This window comes from Spiroplasma endosymbiont of Othius punctulatus (genome assembly GCF_964019505.1).
In the GTDB taxonomy this organism is placed as follows: Bacteria; Bacillota_I; Bacilli_A; order Mycoplasmatales; family Mycoplasmataceae; genus TIUS-1.
Map to the genome: position 1 here is coordinate 435,004 of NZ_OZ026449.1, position 17,552 is coordinate 452,555.

Genomic DNA, 17,552 nt, shown 5'->3' on the forward strand with positions numbered 1-17,552 from the left:
ATCAAATAGGTATAATATTAAAAAATATATATCTTGTAGGAGTGAACTATGTACAACGAAATAACTAATATGTCTGATGAACAAGCTAGAAAAGAAATTGAAATTATAGATAGTAACTTAGACATTTTAACCAAAGAAGAACTTAGATTAGAAGGTAAAAAAAGAAAGGGACTAAGGTGATGATTTTTATTACCAATTTTTGGTTTTATAGTTTATATACACTTAGTTAATAAACGTGGAGAAAACCCCGAATTTAGAGAACCTTTAAATAAGATAAAAACAGATATAATGACTCATGAATTTAAAAAATTGATGTTGAAAAAGAAATTAGGAGAACTAGATAATGTCAAAAATTAATGTAATACATTTTAGCCCGTTAACAAAAATAATGTTATGACGTGAAAATTCAATTGCTGCAGTAGGGGATTGATTTAATTGATCTGATCAAGAGGATTCATTAGTAAAACAATTAATAAAAACCGCAAGAAAAGAAAAGAAAAAATCAGTAATTTTTGTTCCAATCACAGATGAAAATATGCACGGTTTTTTAGTTGAAAAAAACCTAACTGAAAAAGCTGGATATTATAAAGTTGATGAAATATTTTTCTATTACCTACACCAAACAATGAGATTAGAAGATGATATGATCGTTGCAAATCTTAACCAATTCTTAAAAATCGATCACTTTCTATTATCAAAAAATTTTCAACTAGATCATGTATTTAATGAAAAATGATTAGAAGAACACCAAAACGAAAGACACACATTTGTTCCAACGGTTAGTGGTGACAAATACATTGCAAAAGTAATAAACTCTTTAAATACATGTAACTTTAAGCTTTTCAAAAAATTAACATTTGTTGATTTTATGTTAGAAGGTCGTGTTGCAGAAGGAACAAAGAAAGCAAGAACTCTTGGGTATCCAACAGCTAACTTAAAATACGATACAAAGTTACCATTGAAATACGGAGTATACGGTGTTGAGGTCTATATCCCACATACTGACAAAACATACAATGGATACGCATTTTACATTTCACTAAACAATGATGAATTTTTTGTATTTGAAACAAATATTGAAAAATTCAATACAGAGATTTATGGTTGAAAACTAGTAGTAACACCAAAAATATTTGTTAGAGAAAATGTTCCGTACACAACTGATCAAAACATGATTAAACTTATACAAGAAGATATCAACAAAATTAAAAGTTATTCAAAAGGATAAATATATATGTCAAAGCTATACTTAGGTTCTCACGTATCAATGAACAAACAAAACGGTTATTTATTAGGCAGCGTGAAAGAATCGATTTCTTATAAGTCAAATACTTTTATGATTTTTACTGGTCCACCTCAAAACGCATTTAAAGCCAATTCAGAACAAATAAACATACCTGAATTCAAAAAAATGCTTGAAGAGCATGAATTTGATATAGATAAATTAATTGTTCATGCAGGATATTTAATTAACATGGCAAACACAGTTAAACAATCAACGTTTGACTATTCAATTGAACTAATGGTTAAAGAAATTGAAGCGGCAGATAAAATAGGGATTACAAATATTGTTTTACATCCTGGTGCTTCAGTTGGAGCTAAAAAAGAAGATGCACTTATACAACTTGTAAAAGGACTTGACATTGTTATTGAAAGAACTAAAACTTCAAAAGTTAAAATTTCACTCGAAACAATGAGTGGTAAAGGAACTGAAATTTGTACTACATTTGAAGATTTCAAATTTATATTTGATAACTTAAAAGACAGTAGTAGAGTTGGGGTTTGTTTTGACACTTGTCATATGAATGATGCTGGATATGATTTAGTAAATGATTACGAATCAATTATCACTAGCTTTGACACACTAGTAGGTTTAGACAAATTATGATGTATTCATTTGAATGATTCAAAAAACCCATTAAACGCAAGGAAAGATAGACACCAAAACATTGGGTATGGTTATATCGGATTTGAAACACTCCATAAAATTACACACGACAAGCGTTTTTTAAATATTCCAATAATTTTAGAAACACCTTGAGTCAATGATAAAAAAACTGCACCATATAAAGAAGAAATCGAAATGCTTTATAGTGGTAAGTTTACGAAAGTATTTAGTATAATATAGTAGACAAACGGAGAGTACATGAAAAAACTTTTATCTATACTTGCAATTTCAACAATTGTAATTGTTCCATCTATAACTTTGGTTTCTTGTTTCAACGAGACAAACCCAAAGTATTTTAGATTTAATTCTGAAGATCCAATTGCTTCAATAATGAACGCAACACGTAGAGAAAAGTTCGTAATTTATAGGGGTGATTTTGTTTCTAAAGATAACGAAGGAGCAGGAAAAACAAAAGTTGAATTATCAGCAGTTGAAGAAGCAATTTACTTTCAAATTTCTAACTCTTTTACGCCTAGAGAAGATGCAGTTGCAGCATTCAATTTTCTAACTACTGACGGAAAACATGGGTACAAACTTTCAAATGGACTTGATGGTGATATTAATCTTGTCGAAGATGAGAATGGTTTTTTTGTATTGGACGAAATTAATACAATAAATATTGAAATAAAAGATGGAAAATCATTTTATGGTTTGAACAAAGATGTAAAGAAAGAAACTTATTTCACAGACGGTCTGACCAATGATAAAAAACTTGTTTCACCAATAAATATTCCAGTTTATTTAGCAATGAATTGAAAAGCCATTGATACGATGACTGATCCAGAAGAAATAAAAATGTGAACAAGCAATATTTCAAGTCAAATTTATGAATTAATAATATCTCAATCAATATACAATATTAAAAATCATGAACCAAAAGTCTGAAGAGAAAAATTTGAAACTTTAAACTCGTCAGAGGTTTTATTTAAAGGTGAGAAACCTGAAGAAGAAACCGTTAAATACTTCCAAAAAGAAAATGTTGACAGCATTACTTCGTTCTTAACAATGCAAAAGAGCATAGATGAAAAAAATGATATTGTTGAAGCAATAATGGATGCAATGTGAACAAATGAAAGCGGTGGAAGTTGAAATGTTTACGTTGATGTAAAAACCAACTTATTCAATATTGAAGTAGTAGATAAAACTTCTGTAACTGAAGACAAGATTGAAAAGGGATTTGTTTCAGATATAAGAATTATTCTTTAAAAAATTAATAGGAGATCGATAGTTATGAAAACTAGAAAAGTAGAAAGAGAAAGTTTTATACAAATAATTTATCGATTTTTTTTATTGTCAAAAACAAGTAGTGAATCAATACAAGAAGTATTAGACGGTTTCCAAGTTGAATTAGACGAAACTGAATCTAAGAACTTAATTTATTTACTCGAAAATATTCAAGCTTATGCGGAAAAAATTGAACCACTATTGGGTGATAAATGAACTTGAGAGAGAATTTCACCATTGCATAAAGCAATACTAATTTGTGGTGCGCATGAAATTCTAGAAATTAAAAATGTTAAAGCAATTGTAATTGATGCTTCATTAGACATTTCTAGAAAATATGCACCTTCAATCGATCCCAAGTTTTTGAATCCAATTTTAGATTCATTTTAAATTTTTGTGACGTTAATAATATAGAGGTACTTAGATGTTAGAACAAAATGTGATTACAGTTTCAGAACTTGGCTTAAATTTAAAAAGCTTTGTTGAAGAATCTTATTTATTTAAAGGATTAAAAATAAAAGGTGAGATTTCAAACCTAACTATTAAAAATAATTCTCATATCTATTTTTCATTAAAAGATTCAAAAGCAAAAATTGATTGTGCTATTTGAAAATCAAATGTAACAAAATATGTATTAGACGTTTTAAAGGACGGGACAGAGATTGTTGCAAATGGTAGTTTGAGTTATTATCCGCCATTTAATAAATTAACTTTATCAGTTAACAATATTATTAAAGAGGGCGAAGGTACCCTAAATAAACTTTATGACGAAAGATCAGCTAGTTATGAAAAAAAAGGTTATTTTGATGACAAAATAAAAAAACAAATCCCAAAAACACCAAATTCAATTGGAGTTATAACTTCAGATACTGGAGCTGCCGTTGAAGATATTGTTTCAACAATTAAAAAAAGATTCCCAATTGCAAATATATATTTATTCCCAGCTTTGGTCCAAGGTGAAGAAGCAAAGTTTGATATTGCAAAGCAAATAAATGAAGCAAATAAATCTAATTTAAACATTGACGTTTTACTAGTTGGTCGTGGTGGCGGAAGTTATGAAGACTTGTGAGCGTTCAATGAAGAAGTGGTAATTGAAGCAATATATAATTCTAAGATTCCAATCATTTCTTGTATTGGCCATGAAACAGACACAACTTTATCTGATTCAGTATCTGATTTAAGAGTGTCAACTCCAACGATGGCTGCAGTTGCATCTTCAATTGATTTAGATAGTTTTATTGAAAATATTAATTATCTAAAAGATCAAGCCGAAGATTCGCTAATCAATAAGTTAAGCAATGTTAAACAACAATTCAGTGCAATGTGTCGTGAAGTAGAATTGTTGAGCCCGTATGGGCCTTTAAATAAGGGATTTTCACTTATTTTTGACACAGCAGATAATAAAACTATTAAAAATATAAAAGATTTAAAACAAGTTAAAGAAATTAAAATTAAAATGGCCGATGGTGAAGTGACATTAAAAATTGAAGAGGTAAAATAAGATGAACGAAATTAATTTAAAAATCGAAAAGATTAAAGAACTAATTCAATTAATTGATAATCCAAAAATTGAATTAAATGATTCAATAAAACATTACGAAGACGTCAAAAAATTGATCAATGAAGTAACTACGGATTTGAAAATAATTGAAGGTGAAGTTAAAAAAATTGTAAACGGTGAAAAAATTGAATTTTACAAAAGCAACAAATAGTGATCGAGTAATTTTTTTAATTGACTTCGATGCTTTTTTTGCCAGTTGTCACATTATTGAAAACCCTTCATATAAAAATCAAAAAATTGCAGTTGCATACAGTGAAAAGTTTTCAATAATAACTGCCGCTAGTTATGCTGCAAGAGAGTTTGGTGTAAAAGCAGGGATGACTGCTTTCAATGCATTGAAATCTTGTCCTGATTTAGTTTTGGTGAAACCAAATTTTAGTCTATATTCAAAAGTTTCAAAGATGGTGTTTGAATTTTTCCACGATACATATTCAAAGAAAATTGAATTGGCTTCAATTGATGAATGTTATTTGGATGTAACAACTGAATATAAAAAATATGGATCAGTTGAAAAAATGGCACAACATATCTTAGATAGCGTTAGTGAAAAATTTAATATTACATGTTCGATAGGGATAAGTACTAACAAGTTTTTAGCGAAAGTTTCTTCTGAAAGAAATAAACCAAATGGCTTTTATAGAATATTACCTTCAGAAATCAAGAAGAAACTTTGACCACTTGATGTTTTAAAAATGTTTGGTGTCGGACAAAAGACAAAAATAATATTAGATAAACTGGGAATCAAAACGATAGGGGACTTGGCAAACTCAAATAAGAACACGGTAATTGAAGCACTAAATAAAAGTGGTTTGATATTGTGGAATCGCTCCAATGGTATTGACCCAAGTGAATTGAATGCTGACTTTGCAGATTTAAAAAGCTTTGGTGCTGAAGTTACATTTTATACACCGACACAAAATATTGGTGAATTAGAACAATATCTATATGACATGGCTTTTACAGTTAAAAATAAATTAGAAAGCCGAAACTTAAGTTGTAAGACAATTGCTGTACTTATAAAGTATCAAGATGAAAAACTTTCTAAGAAAAAAACCTCAATGCAACAAACTGTTGAAATGCCAATTTCAACGTTAGAACAAATTTTTGCTATTGCAAAGAACAATTTTTATAGCTTGTGAAATGGTGCTGAAATTAGGTTAGTTGGTGTGCGTGCAACAAACACATCAAAAGAATATAATGTAAAAGAACAACAAACATTTTTACAACCAAAGAAAAACAACAGCAATATTGAAACAATTGTAGACAACATAAACAATCAAATAAATATTGAAAAGTTATTGACTGGTACTAACTTACAAATAAAAATTGATGAGGAAAAAAGGACTTCAAAATTTCAAAAAGGGGAGTTTGATAGTGATAAAAGGAGATCTTAATGAATATAAATATTGATGAAATTATTACAGAGCTTAACTCTTTACATAATCAATTAAATAAACTACTTTTTGATTCTAAATTAAAGCCAGTAAAGATCGGTATCGAAACATCTAAATTTAGGAGGGTGCAAGCTTGGGCATACTTTGACAGTAACTCAGGTTGACAAGATGGACTATCACAAATAACTTTTTTGACATCAAGATGAAACGGGGATTATATTAAAATAATTTCTACACTTGTCCATGAAATGTCACATCAGTATAACTTTGAAAACAATATAAAAGACACTGAACCATCAAATGGACGACACAACAAAAACTTTAAATCAACTGCTTCAACATTTGGTTTGTTAAACGTTGAGAGTTCAAATGGAGTTCAAGGTCTTAATATAACAAATGCATCTGATGAGTTAATTGTTATAATAGAAAATAAACTTGATTTTAATAAAGAGGCATTGAAGGTAGTGCATGTTGATTCAGTGAGTATTCAAAAAAATAAACAAAAAAACTACAAATACCAATGTAATTGTGTAAATACAATCTATTTAAGAAAGAAAGTTAATATCAGTTGCAACGATTGCAATACTCCGTTTGTTTTGAAAAGTGTATAGTTAACTATACACTTTTATTATTTTTTAGCATATTATTGTTGTGCTAATTTTTTATAAATAAGATAAAATATTATTAAATATATACATTATTGTAAGGAGTTACATGGCTGGATTTTCACCGAGATTTTGCGCAATTCATTTAAAAATTCACATGTGTCCTGACGCTAGTGTTACAACAAAATTAAAACAGCAAGAAGATTCAATTGGTTACAAGATTCGTAGACTACACGGTAACCAAACTGAAGAAGACAAAGAAGCTGACCAAGATAAATTAAAGCGTACGACCAAAGAAGGTAGCATAACTGCCCTACTCGCAAAAGCAAAAGCTACAAATGCTAAGCAACGTGAAGATACTGGTATCAACGATGACGATATGGAACATGGTCCATTAGTTACTGAAGATAACATTAATGACAGAATGGCAAAACTAAGAAATAAAGCCTTGGGTATTGTAGAACCAAAAGCAAAAACCATTTCTGAACCCGATATTTCTGGTGATGAAGTTGTTACAAAAGCTGTTAAAAAAACACCAAAATCGTCATTGAGTGATTCAATTGAAAAAGCAAGGTCATCTCAGCACGAAGAAAAATACGGACATATCGAAAAAACATCTCAGGTTGATGACACTGAAGACGAATACGATGATGATCTAGATAACGAAATGCCAACATACACTGAAACAGAAGTTTCACACATGATAACTAGCGCAGTTGAATTAGCTTTGTCAAAATTCATTAAGTCTAATGCCAAGAAGTCTTCGCCTGCTAAAAAACCGGTATCGAAGAAAACCGCTATTATTAAACCACCAGTTAAAAAACCGGTGGCTAAAAAAGTTGTGGCTAAACCAGCTGCAAAATCACCTGCTAAAAAAGTTGTGGCTAAAAAACCAATAAAGAAAAAGTAACCCTTGGGTTACTTTTCATTTTCTATTATTTCAATTTGTTTTTGATGTGATATCTGTGTGGCTGTAATAATCAAATTAGACACCTTATCTATAACAAAATACACGTCATTGATGTTTGACTGTATGTATAAAGTTTTTGATGTCTCTCATGAATAATTTGATTTTGAAATTATTTCATTAACCTTACCACGTAATTCCAAATCACTTACGTTTAACTTTAAGCGTTCTTTGATTCTGTAATGACTATGTGTTGATAAGTTATAGTTGCTCTTTTCGTAAAACGACATTAGTTATTGCTTTTGCCTTTCTTTTTATTTCAAGCTTCCATTTCTTCATCGCTTTCAAATAGTGATGGATCAATTTGATATGATTTACCTTGTAATGCGGCCATTGATTTTTTTTGCATTTCAATCATAAATCTTCTATATTTTTCTCTATCAACTTTCGGATTAATAAAGAATATTGCAAAGTACATTGCTAAGAATATAAACATGAATGTTATTGTGATGATTGATAACACACGTAATGTCATAAGATTAAATTCACTACTGATTAAGTTTATAAACTGTTCTTTATCCGCAGTTTTTAAATATTCTTCTGAAAATAAGAATTTTAAATAGTTATCCGCAATTGCATTCGGATCGTAGTCTTTAAACCCTAAGTGGAAAATCATTTGTGTCATCCCCCCACTTGAATTCAACATCAACGGGAAGGCAAACACTACAATTAAAAACCCGAATAAGAACAGTGTCGATCCATTAACACGGTATTGGTCTCTATACACTCTAGGCGGTTTCATCATTGGGTACACCATAGAAAATATTATAAGAATTGTTATTACGTTAAGAATTATTGAAAATGGTTCAACACCAGTCGAAAGATTTAATGCTTGCGTGATGATTGTAAACGGAGACATTTTGAATTCGCGATCGAAGATTTCTATATATTTATTCATAAGTGCAATATTATTTAAGTGTTGATTAAAGTCGCCAGTATTAGTAGTGCCTGAGAAAATTTTTGCATTATCACTGTTAATAATAATTACTTGTGAACCTAATATTGCGTAAATAACGATGAACATTATACCTATTAAAGATATTGCTCCAGCGAACACAAATTTAATTCAACGCATTTCTTTTGGCTTAGTTTTAAATGGATAAAACCTTTCGCTATTCATTGGATTTTGAAATAACTGACCCATGTTTTGTTGATTGAACTGCGGTTGTCCTTGTTGTGGTTGTGGTCCACCATTGTTTCTATTTGAATTATTAACTTGAATATTTTCAGCAGCTCCAGCATCAATTGTATTGATCTGAATTGTTGAATCATCTTGAATTGTTGTTGCTTCATGACCCGGTTTCGATTGTTCTCTGTATACTTTTACAAATTCAATGAAATCGGTATTGCTTATACTTTTCTTTTCATCAAATATTGCATCTTTTGAAAATCCAAATGTATTTGAAATTGTTGTTGAAAAGAAAATCATTTCTTCTTCAATTTTATCTATGGTCAAACTTGAGATACTAAATGCAATTTTTTCATTTAATAATTTAACAAGCGCACGAGCTATTGACTTACCATACTGAACATCATCTAAATTAGTTGAGTGGTTTTTTTCTAAAAACATTATTCCATTAATATTTAAAATAACATTTTCTTTAAATTTTTCATCACTAGTAATTTTGGCAAGAAGTTCATCGTTAGAAAAAATAGTATAGCTTAAACTAATTAAGTCTTTATATAATTTTGATTCCATTTTATTCTCCATTGTTTATCATTTTTAAAAAAGATATGGCTGGAATTACTATTCCGTCATATTTACCTGATAATATATTGTTTTGTATTTTAAACAATAACTTTATTTTATCATTTAACAAATCAATATTATTGTTTTTTAAATTAACGATGGCAGATACTCTGTAAGGGTTCATTTCAAGTTGTTTTGCAATTTCATCATTTGAAATTCCCATTTGCTTTAGGAATGAAACATTTCTTGTGGCAACCAGGTTAGAAGATAACAATGAAACAATAGACATTAAGCTACCTTCGTTTTCAATGAAATTATTAAATATATTTATTCACTTAGTTTTGTCATTTGAAATTAAAGCATTTGAAATTTCAAAAATATTGTTTTCTCTATCTTTAAAACAAAGATCTACTATGTTTTCTTTATTGAACATAATTTTACCCGTAATAAATTTATTTAATTCATTGTTCAACAATATTGCATCTTCGCCAATGTAATCAATTAAATAATTTATATCTTCAGTTTTAAATGTGATGTTATTTTTTGTCAACTTAAGATTAATTTGTTTTACTAGCTCATTTCTTTTTGGTTTATCGATTTCTAGTTTTCTTGAATTTTCCAACAAATACTTTGTTAACTTATTAGAATTAAATTTTTCACCTTCAACAGACAAAATGAATTCAACGGATTTATTTTTGAATAGGTCAATTCATCTTTCGAAATCTATTTCAAGTTTTTTGACACCAACTAAAAATGTTGCACCCTTTATAACAATTATTTTTCTTTCAGCAAATAAAGAAAAAGTATTTGCAGCTTCTTCTAATTCATTAATTGATGAATCTTCATAATCAAAAAAATAAACTTCAGTTTCTGAGTTTTCCATTTTTTTTAGCAATTGATGAATTTGCTTCTTACTAATTGAATCGTTGTAACTTCTAATTAAAAACATATGGCACCTTTACAAATATTTTACATTTTTTTGAAATGTTATAGTTTTATATTAATCAATAATATATAATTATTTTTGAAACATATTCCAGGAGAACAGATGGCAAATATTAAATCAAACGAAAAAAGAATTATCACAAACGAGAAATCTCGTGTTGAAAATAAACACTTTAGATCACAAGTTAAAACAGCAATTAAAAAAGCATTAACTGCTAAACAAGAAAAATCAGCAAACGTTGTTGACTTAATCAATGCTGCAGTTAGCCTAGTTGATAAAGCTGTTTCTAAAGGGATTTGAAAAGCAAATAAAGCTGCTAGAGAAAAATCAAGGTTAATGACAAAATAGTCCAATGACTATTTTTTTATTTCAATTTTATATAATCATCAGTATTTCAAATAATTTTGTTACTCCATCCACTTTCTTTTTCACCATTAACAATTATTTTTTTATTATTAAATTTAGACAAAAAACCCTTTGTTGTTCATTTATCTGATGATTTATTAATAATAATTGTTGAAACGTCCTTAAATTCGCTCATCTTGGTATTCAATATATATTGTTGAAAAGATAAACTTATATCGCTAAATACTGCGATATCATTGTTTAAAATCAAAATCCCACCCTTATCACCTTTTGTTTTAGCTTTTGGGTAACTTATGATTTTGTTTGAAGTTTTAGATTCAAAATTTGTCTTTGTTAATTTATTCTTAATTTTTTTATGTTGTTCTAAAACTTCAAACTGTTTATTATTTTTTGCCAATTCATTTTGAATATATATTCATTCAATTTTATTAATACCTTTGTAATCCAAAAATGAATTGATTTCATTTTTGTTTGAAATTCCAAATTGAGTTCCTGCATTTAATATTTTTGCGTTTCCTTTATCAATCAAAACAATATTATTTACATTCCCTGAATTAATTAAATACACACTAGTTTCATAACTGAAAGCAAAGTTTGATATTTGAATTGTTATCATTGCAAAGATAAATAAAAATAAATAAACCAAATTGATATTTATTTTTGCAAATGAATCTTTCTTAATTAAAAATCAACACGCTACATAATATAAAACAACAATAACAACACTACAATGGCCAAATCAAGTGACTCAAGTTAAATGTGTCATTATCATTACAATGGTGTCTAATACGTTTAAAAAGACATCATATGAGTCTGTATTCAATGGTACGAACATCGATATCAAAGAAACGAAATACAACATACACATGTATGGTATTAATATGAAAGAAAAAATCGGACCGAATCATTGGATCTTATAATAAAAAAATATTTGAATTGGAGCAAAAGCTATTGTTGAATAAAAATACATATACAAATATTTTTTAAATCCATTTTTATATCGTGCATTTGCAATTATAAAATTACCAACAAATATAAAATAAAACGTATCAGTAATTAAAAACATTGGATTGAATATTGTTGTAATCAAAATAAAAATATAAAATTTCGTGGTTTTTCTTAATCTGACATTTCATTTTTTTGATCATAGTTCTATGGTTTTATAAATTAAAATCTTGAAAATTAATCCTTCAAAAAAATTTAAATAATTCAAAATGAAAATAAATAATCAAATATATACGTCTAAATATTTTTTTGACCATCCATATTTTGTGCACATTCAATTAATTACCAAAAATAATACAAAAATATTTAGTCATTTTATTTTAGAAATATATGTAATTTCCATGTTAATTAAATTCTGTTTTATGTCCAAAAAGTCTGTATTTTGCCCATAGGTAAAATTTATCAAATTATTCGACTTTTCAACTTTGTTTTTGAAGAAGAATTGAACCCCTTTATACTTAGTTTCGAAACTTTGAATGTTTGTAATCTCGTATTTTACGTTGTCTTTCAAAAGAAACTCATTAAAGTCAAAATCTCAAAAGTGCCCATAAACACTAATCTTTTTAAACTCCCCTACCGTTTTGACAAACTCCCCTACCGAGAAGTCGAACTCCCCCGCACTATTGTCTACATAAAATTTTTGATTTAAGAATTTTAAAATATAGTAGTTATTTCCTTTCTTTGTAACTTGAAAAAAAGTTGGAAATTTAAGCAAAAAGAAAACGAAATCATTGATAAATAGTCCAGCACAAAATAGCACTGCAAACAAAATTAAAAACTTTGTATATCCAAAATAAAATAGATTAGCCGAAATATAAAAGCAAAAAATAATTAGAAAAAGAATTAAATTCGTTTTCCAAAATAAAATTGTTTGGATTACAAAAAATAAAATTGCGATCGAATATTTATTTTTAATAAATCATTTTTTCAATTGCATAATCTAGAAAAACTTTTCTATAACTTAAATCTAAACTTTCAAACATTTCATATTTAATGGCATCAATATCTTTAAAATTAAAATCTCAACAAAGTGTCTCTAACTTAACCGACTCTTCTAATGAAAGTCCTGCATTTAAAAAATAGTTAGTATTAACTTCTTTGTGGTTGAATCTGTTTAATAATTTTACATCCTCAACTTTTAGTGGGATCAGTTTAATTACTATTTCATCTTTTTCTGAGTCTAAAATCTCTCTCTTATTGAAGTAAAAGTTTTTTTCAATATTGTATTCACTATAAAATTCAACAACATCATTTGATGTTACGAAACTCTCTTGATACTCAACTTCAGTTGGTGGAATAATTTTTGTATTTGTTACGTTTATTCCATAATCTATTTTAAATTTAATAACCCTATCTACTTCGTCATCATCTGTGTCGTCATCTTTAATATCTATTTCTCGTTTGATATGGCGTTCACCAAATACATTTTCAAAACTAGTTACATAAATTCCAAGTGCAAGTGCAAGTGGAATAAATATTAATAGTACGCATTTTATTATTGTTTTTCATTTCATTTCATTCACCTCACTACTATTAACGTCACAAAACAAAAAAAATAACCTTTTTACAGATTATTTTTTATATCTTTTAATTTCATTACAAGACTTTCGTATTGTTCTTTATATTTAGAGTGTTTTGATTTTTCGATATCAATCTTTTCTTTTGAAGCTTTGGATATGAAGTTTTGATTAGATAACATATTATCTAACCTTTTTAATTCACCTTCGACTTTTGAAATTTCATCTTGAAGTTTTTTGATAACTTCATCTGAATTAATAAAATCAGAATTATCAATATATATAAATCCATTTGTTAAAGCTATTACACTTACATTTTTATTTTTTGTATTTGATGTTACGTATTTTACTGATGCATTTACCATTTTCAATAAGTAAAGATTTATTGGATCATAGTCCATTTTTAAATCTGTTGTGAAATTTAAGTTGATTGAATTTTTAATTTCATTATTTAATCTAAACTCGCGAATTTTTTCAATTAATTCAAATACATTGTTCATGTTATCTATTTCATTATCTGAAATCTTAACTTTCTCTTCAAACATTCATGTTTCTTTTAATATTGATTCTTTATCTCCAATGTTTGTATAAATCTCTTCCGAGATAAATGGCATAAACGGATGGATCATTATCAATAGTTTTTTTAACGCTAACTTTAATGTTTGTTGAGTTATTGTTTTGATTAATGTTGACATATCAACATTTGCTTTTGATAGTTCAATGTATCATGAACAATAGTCATTTCAAATGAAATCATCTAACGCTTTACCTGCAATTGCAAATTCATATTTATCAATTTGATTTTTGATTTCAATTAATGTTAATTCGGTCCTGTGTAATATTCATTTGTTGGCAATATTTCATTGTTCATCAATCTTGTTAATGTTTTTAATTAAATTTTGTTCATCGATTGTCTCAATTGAATCTTCAGTTTTCATAACTACATATCTTGAAGCATTTCAAATTTTATTTGCTAGATTTCAAGAACTTCTAATTTTTTCAACTGAAAATTTAATATCCATTCCTGGAGATGAATTAACAACTAGTGAATGTCGTAAAGTATCTGCGCCATATTCTTCAATAACTATTAATGGATCAATTCCGTTTCCTAGTGATTTAGACATCTTTCTTCCTTGCTCATCACGTACTAATCCATGCATTAAAACGTGATTAAAGGCCTTTTGTCCGTTATTCATATATTGTGTTGTAAATATCATTCTAGCAACTCAGAAGAAGATAATATCGTATCCAGTTACCATTGTTGATACTGGTCAAAATTGTTTATACAATTCACTTTGTTCATTTTTTGATTTGCTTGGGTCAAACCCTAAACATATCAAAGGTCATAGCGCAGACGATGCTCAAGTATCAAGAACATCATCAGATCTTTTTCAATTTTGAATATCAACTGGTCCATCAACACTTACATGAATCTGTTCGGGATTTTGTTTGTTGTACCAAACTGGTAATTGATGTCCTCAAACTAATTGTCTTGAAATTGTTCAATCATGAATATTATTCATTCAAGTTTTTAGATTTGAATCAAATCTTTGTGGGAAAAAATTAATTGGATCATTTGATTCTTGTAATTTGATAACATCATTTGCTAATTCTTTCATTTTTATAAATCATTGTTTAGACAACATTGGTTCAACAATTGTTTTTGATCTTTCACTTAATCCAACTTGATGAGTAATTTCTTCAATTTTAATTAGGGTTCCGTTATCTTTTAAATCATTTACAAGGCTATTTCGGGCATCAAAACGATCCATTCCAGTTCATTTACCACACTTATCATTTAGTGTCCCGTCATAGTTCATAATGTTAATCATTTCTAGGTTATGTTTTTTACCTAACTCAAAGTCATTCTTGTCATGAGCTGGAGTACACTTCATAACACCCGTTCCAAATTCAATATCAACATACTCGTCTCCGATGATTGGTATTGTTTGATTATTTGCAGGATTGATTACATTTTGTCCAATGAAGCTTGCATATCTTGAATCCTTTGGATTTACAACAATACAAACATCACCAAACATTGTTTCTGGTCTAGTTGTAGCTACTTCTAAGAAGTCTGTTTTATTTTCAAAGAAGTATTTGAAATAATACATCTTACCTTTTATGTCACTATGGATTACTTCAATATTTGATATTGCAGTTCCTAAAACAGGATCTCAATTTACTAATGTTTCTGCATTATAAATTAATCCATCATTGTACATTTTTACAAATACTTCTTTAACGTATTTTTGATTTTCTTCTGAGAATGTAAATTGTTCCAAATCATAATCAAGAGCTAAACCAAACTTAGATCATTGGTTTTTGATGTTCTTTTCATATACTTTTTTCCATTCTCAAATATGTTTCAAGAACTCATCTTTTGATAATTTGTTTTTATCAATCCCTTGTTCTTTTAAGTGTTTATCAACAACTACTTGAGTTGCAATACCTGCATGATCCATTCCTGGTACTCAAGCTGTTGCAAAACCATTTAGTTTTTTAAATCTAATTAATAAATCCTGAATTGAATTATCAAGTGAATGTCCTAAATGTAATTTACCAGTTACATTTGGTGGTGGCATTATTAAAGAAAATGCTTCTTTTGATTTATCTAGGTCTGCTTTAAATAGTCCTAAATCTACTCATTTTTCATATTTGTTTTGTTCAACATCTTTGTGGCTGTATTTGTTATTCATATAATTCTCCTTAAAAAATAAAAACGTTCCTAATTAAAGGAACGAATTTCTCCGCGGTACCATCCTAATTGATCTAATAGATCCACTCAATACTTATTAAATTTTAATTTAATCAACCTTCAAATAACTATCATATCAACTCACACCAAGTGTTGACTCTCTGGAAAGATAAATTACTTTACTCCTATTAAATTTATATAAGTATTATAACAAAAATATTAAAAACAGCAAAATTTAAGAAGTGGTTGGGTGTGCATAAGACTATTTTAGAAAAATATAAAAAAGATATTACCTATCTTTTTTTATTTATAAAGTTGTACTATATTTTTTCTTCTATTAAAAAAGCTTATATTTTACAAGTATATCAAAATTACCTTTAGCTTCATCTGAAAATGTTGTTACATAAAAATAATCAGTTTTAATAAGGTTTTTACCCGTTACTATTTGATCTTTTTGAAATACACCATCAACATTTTTTGCTGTTGTAATTTTTATTGCAGATAAACTATAGATACCTAAATCTAGAGTTTGATTTATGTATGCCATAGATTTACCACGTATATTTTCTCAATTTTGACTATTAAATAAGTCTAGAGCTAAATCGGCGTCTAAATATTCAGTTCCTCATATCGGAGTATCTCAATATGGCATAGTTATTCCAGAATTTCATTGACGATCTGTGTAGTCCATAGCTTCTGGTTCATCATATTTTAATGAAAATGTAAGGTTATACCCACTCATTATATGAAAATCAGCAAGTGATTGATTTGCCTTGTATGAATAAAGGTCACCATTTAATTCTTCTCCATCAGAAATAGCATTTAAACTGATTAAGTAATGAAAATTGCCTAAGTTATCTTGTTTTTTTACTTCAACTGTTAAATCCTTAACCTCGTATGATTCTGCATTGATTAATTTTTCAATAATTTCATAAGCTATTTTTTCATCTCCGATCAGTGATAAATTAGGAAATTTGCCTTCTCCTGAAATTACCTCTAAATTTTTAATACCCTCTTCTTCAACAAAGAGTCTTTGTTCTTCAATAAAATTAATCATTTCTTCTTTATAACTTTCAATTCCAGTTTTGATTGTTGTTCCATCCATAAATTTTAAATTATCAATTGATAACTCAATATCTTTTTCGGCAGGAATAAATCTTGACTCCAATGTTTTCTCTTCGTTTTTAATCAAAACAGTAGTTGGTGCAACAACTGTTGAACTTATACTAATTGTTCCAAGTATTCCTAATAATATATTCATATTTATTTTCCTTTTTGTTCGTATAGTAACTACTTACTACCTGTATATATTATACAATATTTTATTACCATAATTAAGAAGAAAATAACTAAAATTACTATCTGCATTTTTTGTGTGTTGGTTGCAGATTAAGAAATTGATTCCCATCATATTTGTCTGGTTGTCGTATGTTATTTACAACTCAAAAATGATCTGGACTATCTCTATTTAATGAGTATTCATCAAACTCCATTAATCAATCTTTGTTTTTACACAATGGACAAATACCTTTAGATTCAATTGAATCATATCGGTTACTTCATATTTTTATTAAATCTATCGTTGTTCATTTTGCCATATCGTTTAAAATTCCTTATAACTTTATTTTTAA

At 27.9% G+C, this 17,552-nt stretch carries 19 protein-coding genes; 11 read left to right on the forward strand and 8 right to left on the reverse strand.

Annotation, left to right across the window (positions count from 1 at the left end; genetic code table 4):
• Window positions 1-48 precede the first annotated feature (48 nt).
• The 10 genes from AACL07_RS02080 (at window position 49) to AACL07_RS02125 (ending at window position 7,642) form a co-directional block, all read left to right on the forward strand.
• Window positions 49-357, forward strand: a complete 309-nt coding sequence (locus AACL07_RS02080) for a hypothetical protein (protein WP_338982843.1) — start codon at window positions 49-51, stop codon at window positions 355-357.
• Complete coding sequence (locus AACL07_RS02085; protein ID WP_338982845.1) at window positions 344-1,228, forward strand: riboflavin kinase; 885 nt, start codon at window positions 344-346, stop codon at window positions 1,226-1,228. The genes AACL07_RS02080 and AACL07_RS02085 overlap by 14 nt, the downstream gene beginning before the upstream one ends.
• Before the next feature lie 6 nt (window positions 1,229-1,234).
• The gene (locus AACL07_RS02090; protein ID WP_338982846.1) at window positions 1,235-2,128 is read left to right on the forward strand and encodes a deoxyribonuclease IV; all 894 of its coding nucleotides are present in this window, start codon (window positions 1,235-1,237) and stop codon (window positions 2,126-2,128) included.
• Window positions 2,129-2,146: 18 nt separating this feature from the next.
• A complete protein-coding gene (locus AACL07_RS02095; protein WP_338982848.1) occupies window positions 2,147-3,154 on the forward strand; it encodes a hypothetical protein in 1,008 nt (335 codons plus the stop codon).
• 24 nt (window positions 3,155-3,178) lie between these two features.
• Window positions 3,179-3,562, forward strand: coding sequence for a transcription antitermination factor NusB (locus AACL07_RS02100; RefSeq protein WP_338982850.1), 384 nt, complete (start codon window positions 3,179-3,181; stop codon window positions 3,560-3,562).
• A gap of 34 nt (window positions 3,563-3,596) precedes the next feature.
• Window positions 3,597-4,673 carry an exodeoxyribonuclease VII large subunit gene (xseA, locus tag AACL07_RS02105; protein WP_338982852.1) on the forward strand — a complete coding sequence of 359 codons (1,077 nt, stop codon included), beginning with the start codon at window positions 3,597-3,599 and terminating at the stop codon, window positions 4,671-4,673.
• A gap of 1 nt (window position 4,674) precedes the next feature.
• Window positions 4,675-4,884, forward strand: a complete 210-nt coding sequence (locus tag AACL07_RS02110; protein WP_338982854.1) for an exodeoxyribonuclease VII small subunit — start codon at window positions 4,675-4,677, stop codon at window positions 4,882-4,884.
• Window positions 4,859-6,127 (forward strand): DNA polymerase IV, encoded by a 1,269-nt coding sequence (gene dinB / locus AACL07_RS02115; protein WP_338982856.1) that lies wholly within the window; start codon window positions 4,859-4,861, stop codon window positions 6,125-6,127. Before AACL07_RS02110 ends, dinB begins: the two co-directional genes overlap by 26 nt.
• Complete coding sequence (locus AACL07_RS02120; RefSeq protein ID WP_338982858.1) at window positions 6,127-6,738, forward strand: SprT-like domain-containing protein; 612 nt, start codon at window positions 6,127-6,129, stop codon at window positions 6,736-6,738. Before dinB ends, AACL07_RS02120 begins: the two co-directional genes overlap by 1 nt.
• A gap of 103 nt (window positions 6,739-6,841) precedes the next feature.
• A complete protein-coding gene (locus AACL07_RS02125; RefSeq protein WP_338982859.1) occupies window positions 6,842-7,642 on the forward strand; it encodes a hypothetical protein in 801 nt (266 codons plus the stop codon).
• A gap of 8 nt (window positions 7,643-7,650) precedes the next feature.
• Here the strand turns inward: AACL07_RS02125 and AACL07_RS02130 are convergent, their stop codons facing one another.
• Genes AACL07_RS02130 through holA form a run of 3 tightly spaced genes read right to left on the reverse strand, consistent with a single transcriptional unit; the run spans window position 7,651 to window position 10,338 of the window.
• A complete protein-coding gene (locus AACL07_RS02130; protein WP_338982861.1) occupies window positions 7,651-7,929 on the reverse strand; it encodes a hypothetical protein in 279 nt (92 codons plus the stop codon).
• The gene (locus AACL07_RS02135) at window positions 7,929-9,398 is read right to left on the reverse strand and encodes a hypothetical protein (protein ID WP_338982863.1); all 1,470 of its coding nucleotides are present in this window, start codon (window positions 9,396-9,398) and stop codon (window positions 7,929-7,931) included. Before AACL07_RS02135 ends, AACL07_RS02130 begins: the two co-directional genes overlap by 1 nt.
• A gap of 1 nt (window position 9,399) precedes the next feature.
• Window positions 9,400-10,338: a DNA polymerase III subunit delta gene (holA, locus tag AACL07_RS02140; protein ID WP_338982865.1), complete on the reverse strand. Its 939-nt coding sequence runs from the start codon at window positions 10,336-10,338 to the stop codon at window positions 9,400-9,402.
• Between the two features lie 99 nt (window positions 10,339-10,437).
• On the opposite strand from holA, the gene rpsT reads away from it, so the two are divergent.
• The gene (gene rpsT / locus AACL07_RS02145) at window positions 10,438-10,683 is read left to right on the forward strand and encodes a 30S ribosomal protein S20 (protein ID WP_338982867.1); all 246 of its coding nucleotides are present in this window, start codon (window positions 10,438-10,440) and stop codon (window positions 10,681-10,683) included.
• A gap of 16 nt (window positions 10,684-10,699) precedes the next feature.
• Here rpsT and AACL07_RS02150 read toward each other — a convergent pair whose 3' ends face one another.
• From AACL07_RS02150 to AACL07_RS02170, 5 genes are all read right to left on the reverse strand, one after another.
• Complete coding sequence (locus AACL07_RS02150; RefSeq protein WP_338982869.1) at window positions 10,700-11,563, reverse strand: hypothetical protein; 864 nt, start codon at window positions 11,561-11,563, stop codon at window positions 10,700-10,702.
• A gap of 1,054 nt (window positions 11,564-12,617) precedes the next feature.
• Entirely contained in the window at window positions 12,618-13,220 is a 603-nt protein-coding gene (locus AACL07_RS02155) for a hypothetical protein (RefSeq protein ID WP_338982871.1), read from the reverse strand.
• A gap of 50 nt (window positions 13,221-13,270) precedes the next feature.
• Window positions 13,271-15,922 (reverse strand): valine--tRNA ligase, encoded by a 2,652-nt coding sequence (locus AACL07_RS02160; RefSeq protein ID WP_338982872.1) that lies wholly within the window; start codon window positions 15,920-15,922, stop codon window positions 13,271-13,273.
• A 336-nt stretch (window positions 15,923-16,258) separates the two neighbouring features.
• The gene (locus tag AACL07_RS02165) at window positions 16,259-17,182 is read right to left on the reverse strand and encodes a hypothetical protein (RefSeq protein ID WP_338982874.1); all 924 of its coding nucleotides are present in this window, start codon (window positions 17,180-17,182) and stop codon (window positions 16,259-16,261) included.
• Between the two features lie 97 nt (window positions 17,183-17,279).
• On the reverse strand, window positions 17,280-17,519 hold the full coding sequence (locus tag AACL07_RS02170; protein WP_338982876.1) for a hypothetical protein: 240 nt from the start codon (window positions 17,517-17,519) through the stop codon (window positions 17,280-17,282).
• Window positions 17,520-17,552 lie beyond the last annotated feature (33 nt).